Annotated in this window: 23 protein-coding genes; 16 read left to right on the top strand and 7 right to left on the bottom strand. The window is 57.8% G+C overall.

What is annotated here, in order from left to right; translation table 11 throughout:
* The 4 genes from ACQR3R_RS00495 (at position 1) to rarD (ending at position 3,227) form a co-directional block, all read left to right on the top strand.
* On the top strand, positions 1 to 870 hold the full coding sequence (locus tag ACQR3R_RS00495) for a chemotaxis protein CheW (RefSeq protein WP_428269946.1): 870 nt from the start codon (positions 1 to 3) through the stop codon (positions 868 to 870).
* Between the two features lie 87 nt (positions 871 to 957).
* Positions 958 to 1,443, top strand: a complete 486-nt coding sequence (locus tag ACQR3R_RS00500; protein WP_059407544.1) for a chemotaxis protein CheW — start codon at positions 958 to 960, stop codon at positions 1,441 to 1,443.
* Positions 1,444 to 1,839: a DUF2802 domain-containing protein gene (locus ACQR3R_RS00505; RefSeq protein WP_428269947.1), complete on the top strand. Its 396-nt coding sequence runs from the start codon at positions 1,444 to 1,446 to the stop codon at positions 1,837 to 1,839.
* A gap of 503 nt (positions 1,840 to 2,342) precedes the next feature.
* Complete coding sequence (gene rarD, locus ACQR3R_RS00510; protein ID WP_428269948.1) at positions 2,343 to 3,227, top strand: EamA family transporter RarD; 885 nt, start codon at positions 2,343 to 2,345, stop codon at positions 3,225 to 3,227.
* A gap of 24 nt (positions 3,228 to 3,251) precedes the next feature.
* On the opposite strand, the gene ACQR3R_RS00515 is transcribed toward rarD, so the two are convergent.
* Positions 3,252 to 3,581 (bottom strand): EscU/YscU/HrcU family type III secretion system export apparatus switch protein, encoded by a 330-nt coding sequence (locus ACQR3R_RS00515; RefSeq protein WP_428269949.1) that lies wholly within the window; start codon positions 3,579 to 3,581, stop codon positions 3,252 to 3,254.
* Positions 3,578 to 5,140 carry a flagellar hook-length control protein FliK gene (locus tag ACQR3R_RS00520; RefSeq protein WP_428269950.1) on the bottom strand — a complete coding sequence of 521 codons (1,563 nt, stop codon included), beginning with the start codon at positions 5,138 to 5,140 and terminating at the stop codon, positions 3,578 to 3,580. The genes ACQR3R_RS00515 and ACQR3R_RS00520 overlap by 4 nt, the downstream gene beginning before the upstream one ends.
* 209 nt (positions 5,141 to 5,349) lie before the next feature.
* Here ACQR3R_RS00520 and ccmA point away from each other — a divergent pair, with 209 nt between their 5' ends.
* The 10 genes from ccmA (at position 5,350) to ACQR3R_RS00570 (ending at position 12,735) form a co-directional block, all read left to right on the top strand.
* Entirely contained in the window at positions 5,350 to 5,985 is a 636-nt protein-coding gene (gene ccmA, locus ACQR3R_RS00525; RefSeq protein WP_428269951.1) for a cytochrome c biogenesis heme-transporting ATPase CcmA, read from the top strand.
* Complete coding sequence (gene ccmB / locus ACQR3R_RS00530; protein ID WP_428269952.1) at positions 5,982 to 6,650, top strand: heme exporter protein CcmB; 669 nt, start codon at positions 5,982 to 5,984, stop codon at positions 6,648 to 6,650. The genes ccmA and ccmB overlap by 4 nt, the downstream gene beginning before the upstream one ends.
* A 93-nt stretch (positions 6,651 to 6,743) precedes the next feature.
* Entirely contained in the window at positions 6,744 to 7,499 is a 756-nt protein-coding gene (ccmC, locus tag ACQR3R_RS00535) for a heme ABC transporter permease CcmC (RefSeq protein WP_428269953.1), read from the top strand.
* A complete protein-coding gene (gene ccmD, locus ACQR3R_RS00540; protein ID WP_428269954.1) occupies positions 7,496 to 7,672 on the top strand; it encodes a heme exporter protein CcmD in 177 nt (58 codons plus the stop codon). Before ccmC ends, ccmD begins: the two co-directional genes overlap by 4 nt.
* On the top strand, positions 7,669 to 8,124 hold the full coding sequence (ccmE, locus tag ACQR3R_RS00545; RefSeq protein WP_428269955.1) for a cytochrome c maturation protein CcmE: 456 nt from the start codon (positions 7,669 to 7,671) through the stop codon (positions 8,122 to 8,124). The genes ccmD and ccmE overlap by 4 nt, the downstream gene beginning before the upstream one ends.
* 3 nt (positions 8,125 to 8,127) lie before the next feature.
* Positions 8,128 to 10,116, top strand: a complete 1,989-nt coding sequence (locus ACQR3R_RS00550) for a heme lyase CcmF/NrfE family subunit (RefSeq protein WP_428269956.1) — start codon at positions 8,128 to 8,130, stop codon at positions 10,114 to 10,116.
* The gene (locus tag ACQR3R_RS00555; protein WP_428269957.1) at positions 10,113 to 10,649 is read left to right on the top strand and encodes a DsbE family thiol:disulfide interchange protein; all 537 of its coding nucleotides are present in this window, start codon (positions 10,113 to 10,115) and stop codon (positions 10,647 to 10,649) included. The genes ACQR3R_RS00550 and ACQR3R_RS00555 overlap by 4 nt, the downstream gene beginning before the upstream one ends.
* Positions 10,646 to 11,116, top strand: a complete 471-nt coding sequence (locus ACQR3R_RS00560; RefSeq protein ID WP_428269958.1) for a cytochrome c-type biogenesis protein CcmH — start codon at positions 10,646 to 10,648, stop codon at positions 11,114 to 11,116. Before ACQR3R_RS00555 ends, ACQR3R_RS00560 begins: the two co-directional genes overlap by 4 nt.
* Complete coding sequence (ccmI, locus tag ACQR3R_RS00565; protein ID WP_428269959.1) at positions 11,113 to 12,315, top strand: c-type cytochrome biogenesis protein CcmI; 1,203 nt, start codon at positions 11,113 to 11,115, stop codon at positions 12,313 to 12,315. The genes ACQR3R_RS00560 and ccmI overlap by 4 nt, the downstream gene beginning before the upstream one ends.
* A 15-nt stretch (positions 12,316 to 12,330) precedes the next feature.
* A complete protein-coding gene (locus ACQR3R_RS00570) occupies positions 12,331 to 12,735 on the top strand; it encodes a hypothetical protein (RefSeq protein ID WP_428269960.1) in 405 nt (134 codons plus the stop codon).
* Between the two features lie 60 nt (positions 12,736 to 12,795).
* Here the strand turns inward: ACQR3R_RS00570 and ACQR3R_RS00575 are convergent, their stop codons facing one another.
* Entirely contained in the window at positions 12,796 to 13,515 is a 720-nt protein-coding gene (locus ACQR3R_RS00575; RefSeq protein WP_428269961.1) for an SDR family oxidoreductase, read from the bottom strand.
* 100 nt (positions 13,516 to 13,615) lie between these two features.
* Positions 13,616 to 14,821, bottom strand: a complete 1,206-nt coding sequence (locus ACQR3R_RS00580) for an MFS transporter (protein WP_428269962.1) — start codon at positions 14,819 to 14,821, stop codon at positions 13,616 to 13,618.
* 228 nt (positions 14,822 to 15,049) lie between these two features.
* Between ACQR3R_RS00580 and ACQR3R_RS00585 the strand changes: the two genes are divergently transcribed.
* Both ACQR3R_RS00585 and ACQR3R_RS00590 read left to right on the top strand, forming a co-directional pair.
* A complete protein-coding gene (locus ACQR3R_RS00585; RefSeq protein WP_428269963.1) occupies positions 15,050 to 15,679 on the top strand; it encodes a hypothetical protein in 630 nt (209 codons plus the stop codon).
* A gap of 244 nt (positions 15,680 to 15,923) precedes the next feature.
* Positions 15,924 to 16,322: a Rid family hydrolase gene (locus ACQR3R_RS00590; protein WP_428269964.1), complete on the top strand. Its 399-nt coding sequence runs from the start codon at positions 15,924 to 15,926 to the stop codon at positions 16,320 to 16,322.
* 64 nt (positions 16,323 to 16,386) lie between these two features.
* Here the strand turns inward: ACQR3R_RS00590 and ACQR3R_RS00595 are convergent, their stop codons facing one another.
* The 3 genes from ACQR3R_RS00595 to ACQR3R_RS00605 form a co-directional block, all read right to left on the bottom strand.
* Positions 16,387 to 17,382 (bottom strand): sulfate ABC transporter substrate-binding protein, encoded by a 996-nt coding sequence (locus ACQR3R_RS00595; RefSeq protein ID WP_428269965.1) that lies wholly within the window; start codon positions 17,380 to 17,382, stop codon positions 16,387 to 16,389.
* A gap of 93 nt (positions 17,383 to 17,475) precedes the next feature.
* The gene (locus tag ACQR3R_RS00600) at positions 17,476 to 18,300 is read right to left on the bottom strand and encodes an ion transporter (protein ID WP_428269966.1); all 825 of its coding nucleotides are present in this window, start codon (positions 18,298 to 18,300) and stop codon (positions 17,476 to 17,478) included.
* A gap of 21 nt (positions 18,301 to 18,321) precedes the next feature.
* A complete protein-coding gene (locus ACQR3R_RS00605; protein ID WP_428269967.1) occupies positions 18,322 to 19,236 on the bottom strand; it encodes an urea transporter in 915 nt (304 codons plus the stop codon).
* Positions 19,237 to 19,390 lie beyond the last annotated feature (154 nt).

The following is a 19,390-nucleotide window of genomic DNA, read 5'->3' on the forward strand; positions in this document are numbered from 1 at the left end:
ATGAATCGGCCGGTAAAAATCACTTCGCGCCCGCAACTCGCACTGCAGTCCTATCTGGACAGTTTGCTGCAAGAGGCGACTGAAGAGCTGCCGCCACAGATTGAAACACTGCCAGAAGTGGTCGAGGTGGAAGGTGCACTCGACGAATTCCAGGCCGCAGTGCTCGAAGAGCAGGCTCGCGATGCGCAACAACAACCTGTCGTGGCTGCAACGCCGGTCATCGCCCCGGTTCTGAAAGCGGTAGTGGCAGTGGTTGAGGCGCCCGTACCGATTGTGGCGCCGGTGTCGACCATCGCCCCGTTGCTGCAGGCGCTGGTGCCGCCGGTCGTTGAAGTTCATCTGCCGCCGAGCAACACCCCGCCACCACTCGAAACCGACGGACGCCCGGCGTGGGCTGCCGAACCGTTCGAATGCCTGTTGTTCGATGTCGCCGGTTTGACCCTGGCTGTTCCGCTGGTGTGCCTTGGCTCGATTTATTCGTTGGCCGGCCATGAGTTGACGCCGCTGTTCGGTCAACCGGATTGGTTTCTCGGAATACTGCCCAGCCAGGGCGGCAACCTGAAAGTACTCGATACCGCGCGTTGGGTGATGCCCGACCGTTACCGCGACGATTTCCGTCAGGGTCTGCAATACGTCATTTCGGTTCAGGGTTATGAGTGGGGGCTGGCGGTGCACCAGGTCAGCCGCTCGTTACGCCTGGACCCGAACGAAATCAAATGGAGAAGTCATCGAGGTCAGCGGCCATGGCTTGCCGGCACGGTGATTGAACACATGTGCGCGCTGCTGGACGTGTCCGAGTTGGCCGAGCTGATCGCCAGCGGCGGGGCAAAGCACATGGGTGGCAGCAAGCCGCTACACAAACTCACATAGCAGCCGACATAACAATCAGGCGACGGCATTGTTGAATGCCGCCAACAGAACACACACCGCCAGAAGCGGTTTTTTGAGGGGTCAGGTATGAGTAATCACGCGACGAATGCAAAGGGTTCCGAAGATCCGATCCTGCAATGGGTAACCTTCAAACTGGACAATGAAACCTACGGCATCAACGTGATGCGGGTTCAGGAAGTGCTGCGCTACACCGAAATCGCTCCAGTGCCGGGTGCCCCAAGCTATGTGCTGGGCATCATCAACCTGCGCGGTAACGTGGTCACCGTAATCGACACCCGTCAGCGTTTCGGCCTGATGAATGCCGAAATCAGTGACAACACCCGTATCGTCATCATCGAAGCCGACAAGCAAGTGGTCGGGATCATGGTCGACAGCGTGGCCGAAGTGGTTTACCTGCGTCAGTCGGAAATCGAAACCGCGCCTAACGTCGGTAACGAAGAATCCGCCAAGTTCATTCAGGGCGTGTGCAACAAGAACAACGAACTGCTGATCCTTGTCGAACTGGACAAGATGATGAGCGAAGAAGAATGGTCGGACCTGGAGAACATCTGATTGATTCTTGAGGTGGCGGTGATTGTCCTGTTCCTCTTTTGGGCAGGCACGCTGGCGATGTTCCTGGCGTACGTTCGTGGGCAAAAACAGATCGCTGCGCAACAGGCTCAGAGCGATGCGCTGCGCGATCAGCGCATCAAAGACCTGACCAAGCGCGTCGACGACTATCAGAACGGTAACGTGCGCATGGGGCAGGATTTGCACGAGTTGCGCGCGGTGGTCGGGCCTTTGCCGGACAAACTGGCTTCACTCGAGCAGCGAGACCCTTCCAGCCTGTCGTTTGCCCAAGCGGCGCGACTGGTCGGCATGGGCGCCAGCGTCGATGAGTTGACCCAGTCTTGTGGCCTGACTCAGGCCGAAGCTCAGTTGATGAGCAAGTTGCATAAAAGCAGCTAAAGATTCAAAGCGATGAGTTAGAAAATCGTGACCGGTGGCAGCCGTCAGAAGTTTGCCTTGGTCGCGATTTTTTGTTGGACTAAATCCACCACTTTCTATATTGTTTGCCTCCCTGTCCAACTGGCAATATTTTGTTCAGGCGATTTGCGTTAAAACTGAAATACCATTTGTCTTGCTCCACTCTGGATCAGACGAACGCCCCGTAATGTGGGGTTCTCACTTGGCCGTTTCTCACGGTTGCAGCGTTTTACCTGAATGCACTCGCACCGAGTGTCCTTCTATCAATGACCGAAGTCGGGCTCGATAAAGTGCCGGATGAACTTCGTGCAATATAATAAAAACATCTAATTTTGCCCTGGTTTTCATGAATGCATCTCAACCATAAAGTTGACATGGTGCAGTAACTTCCGTGGCGAATTTTTAATGCTTGCCTGTAAGTCATTTCAAACTTTATTTGTGGCGTCGACTTCAATTCGATCTATGCGCGTTTTGTCGAGGCTGTTGTGTCTAAAGGTGTTGTTTTCGCAGTATCTGCATCATTCCTGTTTGGCGTTCTGTATTACTTTACGTCCTTGCTTTCACCGCTCAATGGTCAGGAAATTTTTGGCTGGCGAATGCTCATTTCGTTGCCATTCATGACGTTGTTCATCTGCCTTTCCGGCGACTGGAAATGGGTACCTCTGATCGTCGAGCGTCTTCGTAACAAACCCTCCCTGATTTTCTGGGTGCTGATCACCAGTGCCTTGGTCGGTGTGCAGTTGTGGATTTTCATGTGGGGACCGCTCAATGGCCACGCGCTGGATGTATCGCTGGGCTACTTCCTGTTGCCACTGACAATGGTGCTTACAGGCCGCATCATCTACGGCGAACACCTGTCGCACTTGCAGAAGTTGGCGGCCATTCTGGCCGCCATCGGGGTGGGTAACGAGCTGTACCGCACGGGTGGTTTTTCGTGGACAACAATGGTCGTGGCCCTCGGCTACCCGCTGTATTTTGTGTTGCGTCGTCGTTGCGGCACGGACAATCTCGGCGGGTTGTGGCTGGACATGCTGCTGATGGTTCCCGTGGCGTTATGGTTCGTCCTTAGCGGCGATCCACTGGCCGAAATCGGGGCGCAGCGCCCGGCTCTTTACTGGCTGGTCCCCATCATGGGCATTGTCAGTGCGGCGGCCGGGTACGCCTATATTCTGGCCAGTCGCTTGTTGCCGTTCAGTTTGTTCGGGCTACTGAGCTATGCCGAACCGGTGTTATTGGTCGCGGTATCCCTTGCGTTGGGTGAAGCGCTGAAACCCGGGCAATGGATGACCTATCTGCCGATCTGGTTGGCGGTGCTGGTACTGGTGCTGGAAGGGCTGAAGCATTTAAGCCGGCTACGTCGCTCGATTTGATAGCGATACACCCAGCGCGGCAGGTCAATAATCATCACCGCGCTCGGTAATGTCCTTCTCCAGCATCGGTTCGTTCGGATCGTGGCCCTCCGGAAACTTGCCCTTCAGGCTCCACGCGAACGCGATGATCTCGGCAATCGTGCGATACAACTCCTCTGGAATACTCTCGCCCAGCTCCATCCTTGCCAGTAACCGCACCAGCTCTGCGTTTTCGTAGATGGGGACTTCGCAATCGCGCGCAATCTTCAGAATGGCTTCGGCCAGTTCGTCATCACCTTTGGCGGTGAGTGTCGGGGCGTGAGTGCCGTCGTATTTGAGGGCGATAGCCTGGCGTGGCGGGGTTGGATTTCTCATGCGGTTTCATCGACCCAGCGTTGTTCGAGACGGGTTTGCGGGCCTTGTGGCGGCGTACCGAGGTGGCAGTCGAGATCGCCGACGTTCAAGCCAGAGGCCAATAAACGCTCGCGCAGCCCGACCAGATTGCTCTCGATCAGGCTCGCGGTGTACGGACGTTCGGCCCATAACTGGCTGGACAGGCTGCCTTTGATCAGTTGCGCCTGGATCTGCAAAGGGCCCAAAGGCTCCATGTCAAACGCCAGCTCCACGCGCCACAGTTGCTGCTTGGGTTCGCGTTCGTCGCGGCGTTCGTTTTGTGGTTCTTTTTCGGGGGCTTCTTCACGCTGAAACTTGACCTGTAAAGGCACGATGTCCTGCATGTTGCGCATCGGGATTTCCAGTTGCCAGGTACTCATCAACCGACCATCGTCCGTGACACCGGTTTGTTCCAGGCTCGACAGTTGATGGCTTTGCAGGCGCGAAACGGCGGCTGCCGCCAAACGCAGCAAATGCTCGAGATCGCCTTCGCCATCCAGGCTTTGTAAAAAACGCGGCGGCAATGGAAAACCGGTTGGCTGCTGTTTGGCGCTGACCTGGCCCAGCATGCCGAGGGCGCTGCGCACGAAACTTGGCATCGTCTGGGCCAACGTATTGGCGGCGAGGATGGCGTTGAGGTTGGTGTTGGTCGGCAGGTTCTGTGTGAGTTGGCCAATCAGGCGCAACAAATCGCCCTTCATGTCTGGTGCCAGTGTCGGGTTTTGCCCGACCAGCAGTTTTGCCTCAAGAAACAGACCGCTATTGGCCAACGCCTGGGCCAAACCTTTAGGTGTGCTCAGTTGCTGCGCGTCTGGCAGGCCCGCGAGCAGTTTGTTGATCGCAGCGCGCAGGTCGGCAGAGGTTTCGTCACTCTGCGGCAGGTTCTGCAGTAGGCCGAGCAATCCGTCCAGCGAACCTTGGCGGCTTTGCTGGGTGTTCAGCTGTTGCGCAACCGCCAATTGGTCCTGCCGGCTGCTCAACGGCACGAATTTCAGGGTTTGGGTATCTTCCACCAGCGCACTCAGCAGCGTGCCGATGCGCAGTGGTTGCGGGCTGTCGATGCTCAGGGTACTGCCGCTGAACGCCGTGTTGAGCAAACTCACCAGTGAGCGAAACACCGTCGGCTGGCCCGGCACCTGCGGCAGCACTTGTGAAGTCAGCACTTTGCCTTGCAGCAGCGTACCGGCGGGCAGTTGCGCGGTGTCGATGCGGGTGAGGGTGGCGACACTTGAGGCGATGGCCTGTTGCACCGTCACCGCCAGACTCCCCGCTGACGGCTGTGTGATCGCAAGACTGGTGCCCTGCGGCAGCGGCTGAGTGCTGGTGGCTTGCACGGTCGTTTGACGGCCGCTGTCGAGGGTGACTTTAAGCAACAGTTGAAAGGTTTGATCCGCCTGCTTGAGTGACAGCACTTCGGCCCTGGCAGATTGACCGGCGGTAATCAGGCCCTCCATTGGCGTCAGTAACTTCAGCAACTCGCCAGTGACCACTAACGGACGCGCGGCCGTCGGTGTGGTCTGCGGCAGTGGGAGGATGTTCATTTCGCCTGTCATACGCGGTCACAACCTGAGGAAATTGCCCTCTTGAGAGTAGGGCATGGCATGTATAATGCCGCCCCGTTGTCACCGAGGCGCTGAAAACATCGCAAATGTTTGACGCAGCTCTCTGGATCAGGCCGCCAATGCATTTATCCTGCATCTCTGTAGCGGCCGCACCCTTGCCGACTTGAACCGTAAAGGCCCTTGATCTCTTGACCAGTCCTGTCCTGCAAACCGTTGCCCTCGCTTGTGAGCGAGACCTTCGGCTGCTTTTCGAAAATCTCGATTTGAGACTGGCCAGTGGCGAAATGGTGCAAATCAGTGGCCCCAACGGCAGTGGCAAGACCAGCCTGTTACGTTTGCTCTCGGGGCTGATGCAACCGACCGACGGTCAAGTGTTGCTCAATGGCCAACCGCTCGGCGAACAACGCAGTGAACTGGCTCGCAACCTGTTGTGGATCGGCCATGCCGCCGGCATCAAGGATTTGCTGACGCCCGAAGAGAACCTGAGCTGGCTATGCGCCTTGCATCAGCCGGCCAGCCATGACGCCATCTGGCAAGCGCTGGGTGCTGTCGGGCTGCGCGGTTTCGAGGATGTACCTTGCCACACCTTGTCGGCAGGCCAGCAACGCCGGGTGGCGCTGGCGCGTTTGTACCTCGACAGTCCGCCATTGTGGATTCTTGATGAGCCGTTCACTGCGCTCGACAAACAAGGCGTGGCGCAACTCGAAGAACATTTGGCTGCGCACTGTGAGCGAGGCGGAATGGTCGTGTTGACCACGCACCACACGCTCACACGGATGCCTGCCGGCTATCGCGATATTGATTTGGGGAACTGGGCCGTATGAGTGTTTTCGGCCTATTGGTGGCCCGTGAGGCCCGACTGCTGTTTCGCCGACCTGCGGAACTGGCCAATCCGCTCGTGTTCTTTGCGATCGTCGTCGCATTGTTCCCTTTGGCCGTCGGACCCGAGTCTCAATTGTTGCAAACCTTGTCTCCGGGACTGGTCTGGGTAGCGGCTCTTTTATCGGTTTTGCTCTCGCTGGACGGGCTTTTCCGCAGTGATTTCGAAGACGGTTCCCTTGAGCAGTGGGTCCTTTCGTCGCACCCCTTGGCTCTTCTGGTTTTGGCCAAGGTACTGGCACACTGGGCCTTCTCTGGTCTGGCACTGGTTTTGCTCGCGCCACTGCTGGCGTTAATGCTCGGTTTGCCAACCGCCTGTCTGCCGGTGTTGCTGCTTTCTTTATTGCTGGGTACACCGGTGCTGAGCTTGCTCGGTGCAGTGGGCGCAGCATTGACGGTGGGGTTGAAGCGTGGCGGCCTGTTGCTGGCCTTGCTGATTCTGCCGTTGTACATCCCGGTGTTGATTCTTGGCAGTGGCGCCTTGCAGGCGGCCTTGCAGGGAATGCCGGCGACCGGTTATCTCTTGTGGCTTGGTAGCCTGACCGCCCTGGCGATAACCCTTACACCTTTTGCAATAGCTGCTGGCCTGAAGATCAGCGTCGGCGAATAATAATGAGGCCTGATCAGAAACTGATCACTTCTTTTGAAGTAAAGGCAGACCCTTGGCTCTCGATAGCCAAGAGCAACCGTGATGGAAACAGTAATGAACTGGACCTGGTTTCATAAGCTCGGCTCGCCCAAATGGTTTTACGGTATCAGCGGTAAACTGCTGCCGTGGCTGAGCGTCGCGGCGTTGTTGCTGATCGGCGTCGGTATTGTCTGGGGCTTGGCCTTCGCGCCACCCGACTACCAGCAAGGCAACAGCTTTCGCATCATCTATATCCACGTTCCAGCCGCGATGTTGGCGCAATCCTGTTACGTAATGCTTGCCGTGTGCGGCGTTGTCGGGCTGGTCTGGAAGATGAAACTGGCCGACGTTGCGCTGCAATGTGCCGCGCCCATCGGTGCCTGGATGACCGCCGTGGCGCTGGTCACCGGGGCGATCTGGGGCAAACCGACCTGGGGCTCGTGGTGGGTCTGGGATGCGCGACTGACGTCCATGTTGATTCTGCTGTTCCTGTACTTCGGTCTTATTGCGTTGGGCAACGCCATCAGCAATCGTGACAGCGCCGCCAAGGCCTGCGCAGTGTTGGCCATTGTTGGCGTGATCAATATTCCGATCATCAAATACTCGGTGGAGTGGTGGAACACCCTGCATCAGGGCGCGACCTTCACGCTCACCGAAAAACCGGCGATGCCTGCCGAGATGTGGCTGCCATTGCTACTGACGGTGCTCGGTTTCTACTGTTTCTTCGGCGCGGTGCTGTTGCTGCGCATGCGTCTTGAAGTGCTCAAGCGCGAAGCCCGGGCCAGTTGGGTGAAAGCTGAAGTACAAAGCAGCCTGGAGGCCGTTAGATGAGTTTTGCTTCATTCGGCGACTTCCTCGCCATGGGTCATCATGGCCTGTATGTCTGGTCAGCCTATGGCATCTGCCTGGCGGTGTTGATCTTCAACGTGGCGGTGCCGATCGTGGCCCGCAAGCGGTATCTGCAACAAGAGGCGCGTCGTTTGCGCCGGGAGAACGGCAAGTGAATCCGCTGCGCAAAAAGCGTCTTATCATCATTTTCGCGATTCTGATCGGGGTCGGCGCTGCTGTCGGCCTGGCCTTGAGCGCGTTGCAGCAGAACATCAATCTGTTTTACACACCGACCCAGATCGCCAATGGCGAAGCCCCTCAAGACACCCGCATCCGCGCAGGCGGCATGGTGGAGAAGGGGTCGTTGCAGCGCTCCGGCGATTCGCTGGACGTGAAATTCATCGTCACCGACTTCAACAAGTCCGTGACCATCAGTTATCGCGGCATCCTTCCGGACCTGTTCCGCGAAGGGCAGGGCATTGTCGCTCTCGGCAAGCTCAACGCTGAAGGTGTGGTAGTGGCTGATGAGGTACTGGCCAAGCACGATGAAAAGTACATGCCGCCGGAAGTGACCAAAGCCCTGAAAGACAGTGGCATGTCGGCACCCACTCCCGCCAAAGAGGGCTAACTGATGACATTCTCAATCTTTATTCCCGAGCTGGGCCAGTTGGCAATGATCCTGGCGCTGTGTTTCGCGCTGGTTCAGGCCATCGTGCCATTACTGGGGGCGTGGCGCGGTGACCGCTTGTGGATGAGCCTCGCTCAGCCTGCGGCCTGGGGTCAGTTCGCCTTTTTGGTGTTCTCTTTCGGTTGCCTGACTTACGCGTTCATGACCGACGATTTTTCCGTGGATTACGTCGCCAGCAACTCCAACAGCGCGTTGCCGTGGTATTACAAATTCAGCGCGGTGTGGGGGGCTCACGAAGGTTCATTGTTGCTCTGGGCATTGATTCTCGGCGGCTGGACCTTCGCCGTGTCGATATTTTCCCGACAGCTGCCGCAAGTCATGCTGGCGCGGGTGTTGGCCGTGATGGGCATGATCAGCACCGGTTTCCTGCTGTTCCTGATTCTCACGTCCAACCCGTTTGCGCGCATCCTGCCGCAAATTCCTGCGGACGGCCGTGACCTCAATCCGTTGCTGCAAGACATCGGCCTGATCGTTCACCCGCCGATGCTGTATATGGGCTACGTCGGTTTCTCCGTAGCGTTCGCGTTCGCCATCGCCGCATTACTGGGCGGGCGTCTGGACGCCGCTTGGGCTCGCTGGTCACGGCCGTGGACCATCGTTGCGTGGGCGTTCCTCGGTATCGGCATCACGCTCGGATCGTGGTGGGCTTATTACGAACTTGGCTGGGGCGGCTGGTGGTTCTGGGATCCGGTCGAAAACGCCTCCTTCATGCCATGGCTGGTCGGCACGGCACTGATTCACTCGTTGGCGGTCACGGAAAAACGTGGGGTGTTCAAGAGCTGGACCGTGTTGCTCGCCATCGCTGCGTTCTCGTTGAGCTTGCTCGGGACTTTCCTTGTGCGTTCCGGCGTACTGACCTCGGTGCACGCGTTTGCTTCCGATCCTGAGCGCGGCGTGTTCATCCTGATCTTCCTGCTGTTTGTTGTCGGCGGTTCGCTGACGCTGTTTGCCCTGCGCGCGCCGGTGGTCAAGAGCCATGTCGGGTTTAACCTCTGGTCGCGGGAAACGCTGTTGCTGGGCAACAACCTGGTGCTGGTGGTTGCGGCTTCGATGATCCTCCTTGGCACCTTGTACCCGCTGATTCTGGATGCGCTTACCGGTGCAAAACTCTCGGTAGGCCCACCGTACTTCAACGCCTTGTTTATCCCGTTGATGGCGCTGTTGATGGTGGTCATGGCAGTCGGCATGCTGGTGCGCTGGAAAGACACTCCGGTCAAATGGCTGGCGGGCATGTTGACCCCCGTCCTGCTCGGCAGCGCTGTGTTGGCGGTTATCGCCGGCATCGCTTACGGCGACTTCAATTGGGCGGTCATTGCGACATTCATGCTTGCCGCTTGGGTATTGCTGGCCGGTGCGCGCGACATTCTCGACAAAACACGCCACAAAGGCCTGATCAAAGGTCTGCCGACACTCACTCGCAGCTATTGGGGCATGCAGGTTGCGCACTTGGGCATCGCTATTTGCGCACTGGGCGTCGTGCTGTCGAGCCAGAACAGTGCCGAGCGCGATCTGCGCCTGGCGCCGGGCGAGTCGATGGATCTTGCCGGTTACCACTTCGTGTTCGAGGGTGCCAAGCACTTCGAAGGCCCGAACTTCACTTCGGACAAAGGCACTATCCGGGTGATTCGCAACGGCAAGGAAGTGAGCGTGCTGCACCCGGAAAAACGTCTGTATACCGTGCAGAACTCGGTAATGACCGAAGCCGGGATCGACGCCGGCTTCACCCGTGACCTTTACGTAGCACTCGGTGAACCGCTGGGCGATGGCGCATGGGCCGTGCGGGTCCACGTCAAACCGTTTGTGCGCTGGATCTGGTTCGGCGCGTTGCTGACAGGTTTCGGTGGATTGCTGGCGGCAATGGATCGTCGATATCGGGTCAAGGTGAAAAGCCGCGTGCGTGATGCACTCGGCATGACGGGAGCCACTGCATGAGACGTTGGTTGATGCTGTTGCCATTGGCTCTTTTTCTGGTGGTGGCTGTTTTCCTGTATCGCGGGCTGTATCTGGACCCGGCCGAGCTACCTTCGGCGATGATCGGCAAGCCGTTCCCGGAGTTTTCGCTGTCTGCCGTGCAAGATGGCAAGACACTGACCAAAGCGGACATCCTGGGCAAGCCTGCGCTGGTCAACGTTTGGGGTACGTGGTGTATTTCATGCCGGGTAGAGCACCCGGTATTGAACAAACTGGCGCAGCAGGGCGTGGTGATTTACGGCATCAACTACAAGGACGTCAATGCTGATGCCTTGAAGTGGTTGGCGGAATTTCACAACCCGTATCAGTTGGATATCCGCGATGACGAAGGCACGCTAGGCCTGAATCTCGGTGTGTATGGCGCTCCGGAAACCTTCTTCATCGACGCCAAAGGCATTATCCGCGACAAGTACGTCGGTGTGATCGACGAGCAGGTCTGGCGCGAGAAACTGGCCGCCAAGTATCAGGCGCTGGTCGATGAGGCCAAGCCATGAAGCGCTGGATCGCCGCCGCTGTATTGGGGCTGAGCATGGCGGGCGTGGCCCATGCCGCCATCGACACTTACGAATTCGCCAAAGAAGGTGATCGCGAGCGCTTTCGTGAGCTGACCAAAGAACTGCGTTGCCCCAAGTGCCAGAATCAGGACATTGCCGATTCCAATGCCCCGATCGCCGCCGACCTGCGCAAAGAGATTTTTCGCATGCTGGGCGAGGGCAAGGACAATCAGCAGATCATTGATTTTATGGTCGACCGCTACGGTGATTTCGTCCGCTACAACCCAGCCCTGAATGCCAAGACCGCACTGCTCTGGTTCGGCCCGGCCGGCCTGTTGCTGGGCGGCTTCGTACTCATCGCCGTGATCGTGCGCCGTCGTCGCGTGCAACGCACCGACACTGCGGATTCGCTTTCTGCCGAGGAGCGCGAGCGCCTCGACCACCTGTTGGATAAAAACCAAGAATGATTGATTTCTGGCTCGCTGCAGGTCTGCTACTTCTGGTTGCCCTGAGTTTTCTGCTGATCCCCGTTTTGCGTGACCGCCGCGCTCAGTTGGAAGAGGATCGTACCGCCCTGAACGTCGCGCTGTACCAAGAGCGCGTGGCTGAGTTGCAGACCCAGCAGGAAGAGGGCGTTCTCAATACCGCGCAACTGGACACCGGCCGCGCTGAAGCGGCACGTGAACTGCTGGCTGACACTGAAGGTGTTGCCGCGCCGCGTGTGTCCAGGTTGGGCAAGCCATTGCCGTTGCTGGCGGCGATTCTGGTGCCGGTCATCGGCCTTGGGCTTTACCTGCATTTCGGTGCCAGCGATAAAGTCGAACTGACCCGCGAATTTGCCCAGGCACCGCAGTCGATGGAAGAAATGACCCATCGCCTAGAGCGCGCAGTGGCCGCTCAGCCCGACTCGGCTGAAGGTTTGTACTTCTTGGGTCGTACTTACATGGCTCAGGATCGTCCGGCGGATGCGGCGAAAATCTTCGAACGCACGGTGAACCTGGCGGGCCGTCAGCCGGAGTTGTTGGGGCAATGGGCACAAGCCCAGTATTTTGCTGACAACAAGAAATGGTCGGACAAGATTCAGGCATTAACCGACGAAGCGCTCAAAGCCGATCCGAAGGAAGTCACCAGCCTGGGTCTGCTGGGCATTGCCGCGTTTGAAAGTGAGCGCTATCAAGACGCCATCGACTATTGGAATCGGCTGTTGGCGCAGCTGCCGCCCGATGACAATTCACGTTCTGCGCTGCAAGGCGGGATTACCCGCGCTACCGAGAAGCTCGAAGCCAGTGGCGGCAAGGTTGCCCAGGCACCGACGGCCAAAACCGGCGCGTTGCTCAAGGTCAGCGTTGATCTGGCGCCGGAACTGAAAGCCAAGGTTCTGCCGGGCGACAGCGTGTTCATTTTCGCTCGCGCCACTTCTGGCCCTCCAGCGCCGCTGGCGGCCAAGCGCCTGACGGTTGCCGATTTGCCGGTCACTGTCGAACTGGGCGATGCCGACGCAATGATGCCGCAGTTGAAACTGTCGAACTTCCCTGAAGTCCAACTGGTTGCGCGCATTTCTCGCGCCGGTCAACCGACTGCCGGTGAATGGATCGGTCGCAGCCAACCGTTGGCTAGCACCACCACCGCGCCGCAGCAATTGACCATCGACAGCCCGGATAAATAACAGGAAAACGCCACTATGACCGCCATCGCTCGTATCACCCTGCTCAGTCTGGTCTTGGGGTTAAGCGCATGTGCGGTTCAGCGGCCCGAGCCCACGCCACTGCCGCCAATCCCGCCATCACAGCCCAGCCCTACACCGTCGCCTGTGCCTGCGCCGGGTAAACCGGGCGTTCCGGCCAAACCCGCCAAGCCTCTACCACGCACCTCCGCAAGCTTTGCCCCGCCACCGGGTGGCAACAGCCATTGGGATGCGAAACTCGGCGTTTATGTGCTGGAAGATCAAACCGACACGTTCTACCGTCAACGTACTTACTACCGCTGGAGCAATGGCTGGAGCCGGTCGATCAGCCCGAACGGGCCTTGGGAAGAGACCGATATTCATGGCGTGCCGGCCGGGTTGGGCAGGCAGTACGGGCAGTAAACAAAAACGGCGATCTCTGGATCGCCGTTTTTTATGCCACTACTCAATGGCAGTGGTTGTTTAGAACGCTGCTTTGCCTATCGAAGAGCCTCCGTCGACGAACAGCGTTTGCCCGGTAATAAACCCGCTCTGCTCTGATAACAGGAAGGCAATCGCAGCTGCAATCTCCTGCGGCTGCCCCAAACGACCCATCGGCACGCCGGCCAGGTACCGAGCTTCGCCTTCGCTGCCCGGCGGGTTGTTGGCACGAAACAGTTCGGTTTCAGTCGGACCGGGGGCGACCGCATTTACCGTGACGCCTGTGTGTGCGAGTTCCAGTGCCCAGGACCGGGTGAAGCTGATCAACGCCGCTTTGGCTGCTGCGTACGCAGTGCGTTGGGTGATGCCAAGCACGGTCAGGCTGGAAATATTCACCACGCGGCCCCAGCCCTTGGTGCGCATGTGGGGTAACAGTGCCTGAGTGGCTTGCAGGGCCGAGTGCAGATTGACCCGCATCACATCGTCGAACGTATCCAGGTCGATTTCGCCAAGCACTTGCGGTCGAACCAGGCCTACGTTGTTTACCAGCCCATCAAATTCGTAAGTTCGCGCCAGATCCGCCAACACTTGCTGCGTCAGGACCCTGTCGCTCAGGTCCAGCGGAAACAGAATGCCGGGAAAACTCAAATCAGGCGTGCGGGCGATACCAACCACACGGTGGCCGGCTCGGTCCAGATGCTCGGCCACCGCCCGGCCAATGCCTTTACTGGCACCGGTGATGAGAAACGTACGTCGGGTCATGAGATCTCCTTGATAACGTGGCGCACCTTCAGGCTCGCTGCATTGAGTGTAATCCGGGTTTACCTTGGGGTATGTTTCCTCCCGCGATGTCGTTGAGTCTTTATGCCGTGGCCAGCGAACGTTTGTGCGAAACACTCAAGAACCTTAACAACGCCAACAGCGGGAATGCGCTGCCGACAATCACGATCCACAACCAGCCGCCATGTTCATAGACCGGACTTGCCACCGAGGAGCCAAAAGCGCCGCCGATGAAGATGCTGGTCATGTACAACGCGTTCAAGCGGCTGCGGCTTTTGGCGTCGAGGGCGTACACCGCACGCTGGCCGAGCACCATGTTCATCTGCACGCAGAAGTCGAGCACCACGCCGGTCACCGCCAAACCAATAACGCTGTAGACCGGATGTATGAATGCCGGCAGGAAGCTCAGGCTGGCAAACAGCAGGGCCAGCAGCGAGGCAATGCGGGTGTGGCCAGCGTCGGCCAAGCGGCCAGCAATCGGGGCGGCGATGGCGCCGATGGCTCCGACCAGGGCGAATATCGCGATCTGGGTTTGCGACAAACCATGATTACGCGCCAGTTCCAGCGGCACTGCCGTCCAGAACAGGCTAAACGTGGCAAACATGCAGCCCTGGTAAAACGCCCGCTGACGCAGCACCGGTTGTTGGCGCAAGAGCGTCCACAGCGAACCCAGCAATTGACCATACGAAGCGCTGTGATCGGGTTTGCGTTTGGGAATGGTCAGCGCCAGTACGATGCTGATGGCCGCCATCAACACTGCCGCAATGATGAACATCGCGCGCCAGCCGAAATGGTCAGCCACCACGCTGGAGACCGGTCTCGCCAGCAGAATACCCAGCAGTAAACCACCCATGATCCCGCCAACCACCCGGCCTCGGGATTCTTCCGGTGCCAGATGAGCAGCCAGAGGAATCAGGATCTGCACCGACACCGAGCTGAATCCGACCAGTAATGAAATCAGCAAAAACACGTTTGGCTGATCGGTGTATGCCGCCCCCAGCAAACTCGCAATCGCCACCAGCGTCGTGATGATCATCAGCCGGCGATTCTCCAGCAAGTCACCCAGCGGCACGAGGAAGAACAGGCCCAACGCATAACCTATCTGGGTCAGCGAAACGATCAGGCTGGCCATGGTGCTGGACAGGCCGATGTCCGGTGCGATCAAACCGATGATTGGCTGTGCGTAGTAAATGTTGGCGACAATCGCGCCACAGCAGAAGGCGAACAGCAGCACCATGCCTCGTGTCATTGTCGCGGCACCGTGAGGTGCCTGGTTTGCTTGAGTCATGACGTTTCTCGCTGAACGGAATAGGGGATGCGCGCAGGCTAAGGGCAAGGCAACAACGGCGGAAGAGGGGTCGTAGTGATAGTCATCATTACGTTGCGCAATGAATGAAGCAGGACGCCCATCGATGAATCACACATCGAGCGTGTGCAGCGATGATACATTCACTTACATCTTGTTCGATAGCGTGCTTATGTTCACGTTCCCGTTTCATCACCGCAAGGTACTTCCATGAATGCGATGTTCGGTCACCTCATCCGCCACGTTTCTGCAATTACCCTGATCACTGTGTTCGGCGTAACCCTGGCGCAAGCTGAAGACGCGCCAGGCCTGCGCATTGGCGTGCGCGGCGAGATCACCGGGGTCAGCCCGGACGCACTGAAGGTTCACGCCAACAGCGGTGAAAATGTGGTGATCAACCTGACCCCGGACACCAAGGTTCGCGCCGTGACCTTGGCCAATATCGAAGACATCAAACCCGGCAGCTACATCGGTTCCGCTGCGATACCGCAGGACGATGGCACGCTGAAGGCCCTGGAGGTTCACGTGTTTCCACCTGAACTGGCGGGCAGCGGTGATGGCCACCGCCCGTTTGACCTGGTCAAGGGCAGCAGCATGACCAATGGCAGTGTGGGCGATCTGGTGGTCAGCAATGGCCGCGTCCTGACCGTTAACTACAAGGGCGGCCAGCAGAAGATTCTGGTGCCGGAAGACGTGCCGATCGTCAACTTGATGCCCGGTGACCGCAGCTTGCTGAAACCCGGCGTGAAGATCGTGACGTTCGTCACCCAAGGCGCCGATGGCACGCTAACCGCACAATCAATCTCGGCCGGTAAGGATGGCGTAACGCCTCCGATGTAAGCCACCGTAAGCATGCCATCACCGGCAAGCCGGTTTCCTACAGGTTTTGCAAAATATCGGCATCCAGTGCCGGAATGTAGAAATTGGCTTGCCAGCGATTCCATCGGTCAGAACGTTGCCCTCTGTTCACCTACAGAGATTTCAGGCAAATAGGTTTCCTTTTGTTGCGTCAGGCCCGTTTTAAGTGGCCCGGTGACGGATGTTGGTTTAGGTTTTTCGGTCAGACAAAAAGCCGGAAACCCCCATGCAAAAATCAACTTTGAATCCTTCATCCGTTTTCAACTCCCTCCAATATGGTTTCAGTCAAGCCGTGGAGGTGAGCGGCGGGCGTCGCTTGTTGTTATCGGGTCAGGTCGGCGTAGACGAGCACGAGCGTACTGTTTGCCAAAGCCTGCGGGGGCAGACAGAAAAGGCCTTCGAAAATATCCGGGCCCTGCTGGCTGATGCGAATGCAGACTTGAGTCACGTCGTCATGATGCGGATCTACATTGCAGAGTCTGCTCGTGATGGGCAGGATCAAATCACCCAAGTATTGCTCGAGACATTTGCGAATCATCCTCCAGCATCGTCATGGGTCATCGTCAGTGGTTTGTCGTTGCCCGAGTGGCTCATCGAGATTGAGGTAGAGGCGGTTATCCCATGACGTAGGTATGTCGCCCACAAAAAAGGCGACCTTCGCAGGTCGCCTTTTTCATTGAGGTCGCCAGTTACTGGGTGTAGATCTGATCGAAGATGCCGCCGTCATTGAAGTGGGTCTTCTGTACGGTGCGCCAGTCACCGAATGTTTTTTCTACCGACAGGAAATCAACTTTCGGGAAGCGGTCGGTGTACTTGGCCAGCACGGCTGGGTCGCGTGGGCGCAGGTAGTTGGCGGCTGCAATTTCCTGACCTTCAGGCGACCACAGGTATTTCAGGTATTCCTCGGCAACGGCGCGAGTCCCTTTCTTGTCGACGACTTTATCGACCACTGTCACGGGCGGCTCGGCTTCGGCGGAAACGCTTGGGTAGATCACCTCGAACTGGTCACGACCAAATTCGCGGGCAATCATTTCGGCTTCGTTTTCGAAGGTCACCAGCACATCGCCGATCTGGTTGGTCATGAAGGTTGTGGTTGCTGCGCGGCCACCGGTGTCGAGCACGGGTGCTTGCTTGAACAACTTGCCGACAAATTCCTTGGCCTTGTTTTCATCGCCGCCGTTTTTCAGCACGTAACCCCAGGCCGAGAGGTAAGTGTAACGGCCGTTGCCCGAAGTTTTCGGGTTGGGAACGATCACTTGTACGCCGTCCTTCAAAAGGTCCGGCCAGTCTTTCAAGGCTTTCGGGTTGCCTTTGCGGACAATGAACACGGTGGCCGAGGTGAACGGCGCGCTGTTATTTGGCAGGCGCGTGACCCAATTTTCCGGTACAAGTTTGCCGTTGTCTGCCAAGGCGTTGATGTCGGTCGCCATGTTCATGGTGATGACGTCAGCCGGCAGGCCATCGATTACCGAGCGCGCTTGTTTGCTGGAGCCGCCGAAGGACATCTGCAGGGTGATGTTTTCGTTGTGCGTCGCTTGCCAGTGTTTCTGGAAAGCAGTGTTGTAGTCCTTGTAGAAATCACGCATTACGTCATAGGAAACGTTAAGCAGAGTCGGTGCGGCCTGAGCCATGCTGGACAGTGCCAGGCCAGCGGCCAGAAGTGAGGCGCCAAAGAGTTTTTTCACTGCGCATTCCTTGTTCTAATTTAATGATGAGGCAATTTGCCAGCGACTATAGCTGGACCTACATAGGCCTTTAAAGATTAAAAAGATCTTTGCTTATTCCAGTTTCTTGAACAGTGCGTTACCGCAATGAGAACAGAACGCCGCACCATGTTCATGACTGTTTTTCTTGCACACCGGGCAATCGTGTTGCAGCTGTTCACCGCGCATGGCGTTGGCCAGTTCAGCGGTGAAAATACCGGTGGGCACGGCAATAATCGAGTAACCCGTGATCATCACCAACGACGAAATAACCTGGCCCAACGGGGTCTTCGGCACGATGTCGCCAAAGCCTACCGTTGTCAGCGTCACGATCGCCCAATAGATGCCTTTCGGGATGCTGGTGAAGCCGTGTTCGGGCCCCTCGATCACGTACATCAGCGTGCCGAACACGGTGACCAGCGTGCAGACGCTGACCAGGAACACCACGATCTTCTGCTTGCTGCCGCGCAGCGCCGACATCAAATAGTTGGCTTGCTTGAGGTAGGGGCTGAGTTTCAGTACGCGAAAAATCCGCAGCATCCGGATGATCCGGATAATCAGCAGGTACTGCGCATCGGCGTAGTACAGCGCCAGAATGCCAGGCACGATCGCCAGCAAATCCACCAACCCATAAAAACTGAACGCGTAGCGCAGCGGCTTGGGCGAGCAATACAAACGCAGGATGTATTCGACGGCGAAGACGAAGGTAAAGCCCCACTCTATATAGGCCAACAGATCGGCGTAGTTTTGGTGGATGGCGTCGATGCTGTCGAGCATCACGATGACGATGCTGGCGAGGATGATTAACAGCAGGATGCCGTCAAAGCGACGTCCTGCCTTGGTGTCACTCTGGAAAACCATGACGTAAAGTTCTTCACGCCAGTTTTTGCTGCTGTTCATGGGTAACGCCTGAACCAATAATCAGCGAAGCCTAGGTTGATTCTCCCCCGTAGCGCAAGGAGCACTCTGCACAGGCGCTGGACGCCACACTTGAATACCGGCACGAATCAGCCAGCAGGCAAGAATGAAGGGTGCGGTGAGAGGGGCCAGATTAAGTGCGGCGAAACCGGGCGTGAGCACCAGCGTCAACACGATACCCAGCAACGGCAGCCAGGGCTGACGGCGATGCTGGCTGAGGGCGAGGGCGGCAAGCACCGCGTTGTAACCACCGAGGCCGAGCAATGCGCTGTAGAAATCGTGGTGCAGCATGCTCCAGCCCATGCCGGCGACCGACGCCAGCAATGCCCAGCAAAACGCCCGGCGATCGGCGATCAGCAACCCGGCAGCAATCATCGCCCCGGCCAGTGGGTGGCCGAGGAACATCACCTGGCCCAGGCCTTTGAGGGGGGCGATGAGCATGTTCAGCGTTTTGATTTCGATCAAATGCGCTTGCGTCGAGGGCGTGGTGAAGCACAGCAGTAACCAGCTGAACATCACGAAGGGCGCCGTGTAGGCGGGCACGACTTGGCTTACACGGGCACGCTTGAGCCATTGCTGAGTGAGCATCGCGCTCAGTCCGCCACAGGCGATGATCAGTGGCGGCAACAGCGCTGACCATGGGAAATAAAGGCTTATCAGCATGCCGAGCAGCACACCGTTGTAACTGAACAATCCTGATTGACGATCAGCCTTGGCATAGCCGCGTCGTTGTGCAGTCAGTAAACCGGCGACAGCGCCCAGCAACGCACCGCCGAGTAATGCCGGTGCGGTAAAAAGAATGGCCAACAGGCACAGCAAACCGCACAGCGGATGACGCTGGAGGAAAATCTGGCTGAAGCCGTTGAGCAGTGCCGTCGCCCAGTCGGGGCAATGGGTGTTGAAGTGGTTGGCAGGCATTTTTATTTTTGTTTGTCAGAGGATCGGTGTCGGTCGAGCGCGCCTCGGCTGATCGCCAGCAGGCTGGCTCCCACACTGAAGCTGCGTTCAGTCTTGATTCCGTGATCGACACAAAACCAATGTGGGAGCCAGCCTGCTGGCGATGGGGCGCAAA

It is taken from the genome of Gordonia sp. IEGM753 (genome assembly GCF_050321825.1).
Taxonomy (GTDB): Bacteria; Pseudomonadota; Gammaproteobacteria; order Pseudomonadales; family Pseudomonadaceae; genus Aquipseudomonas.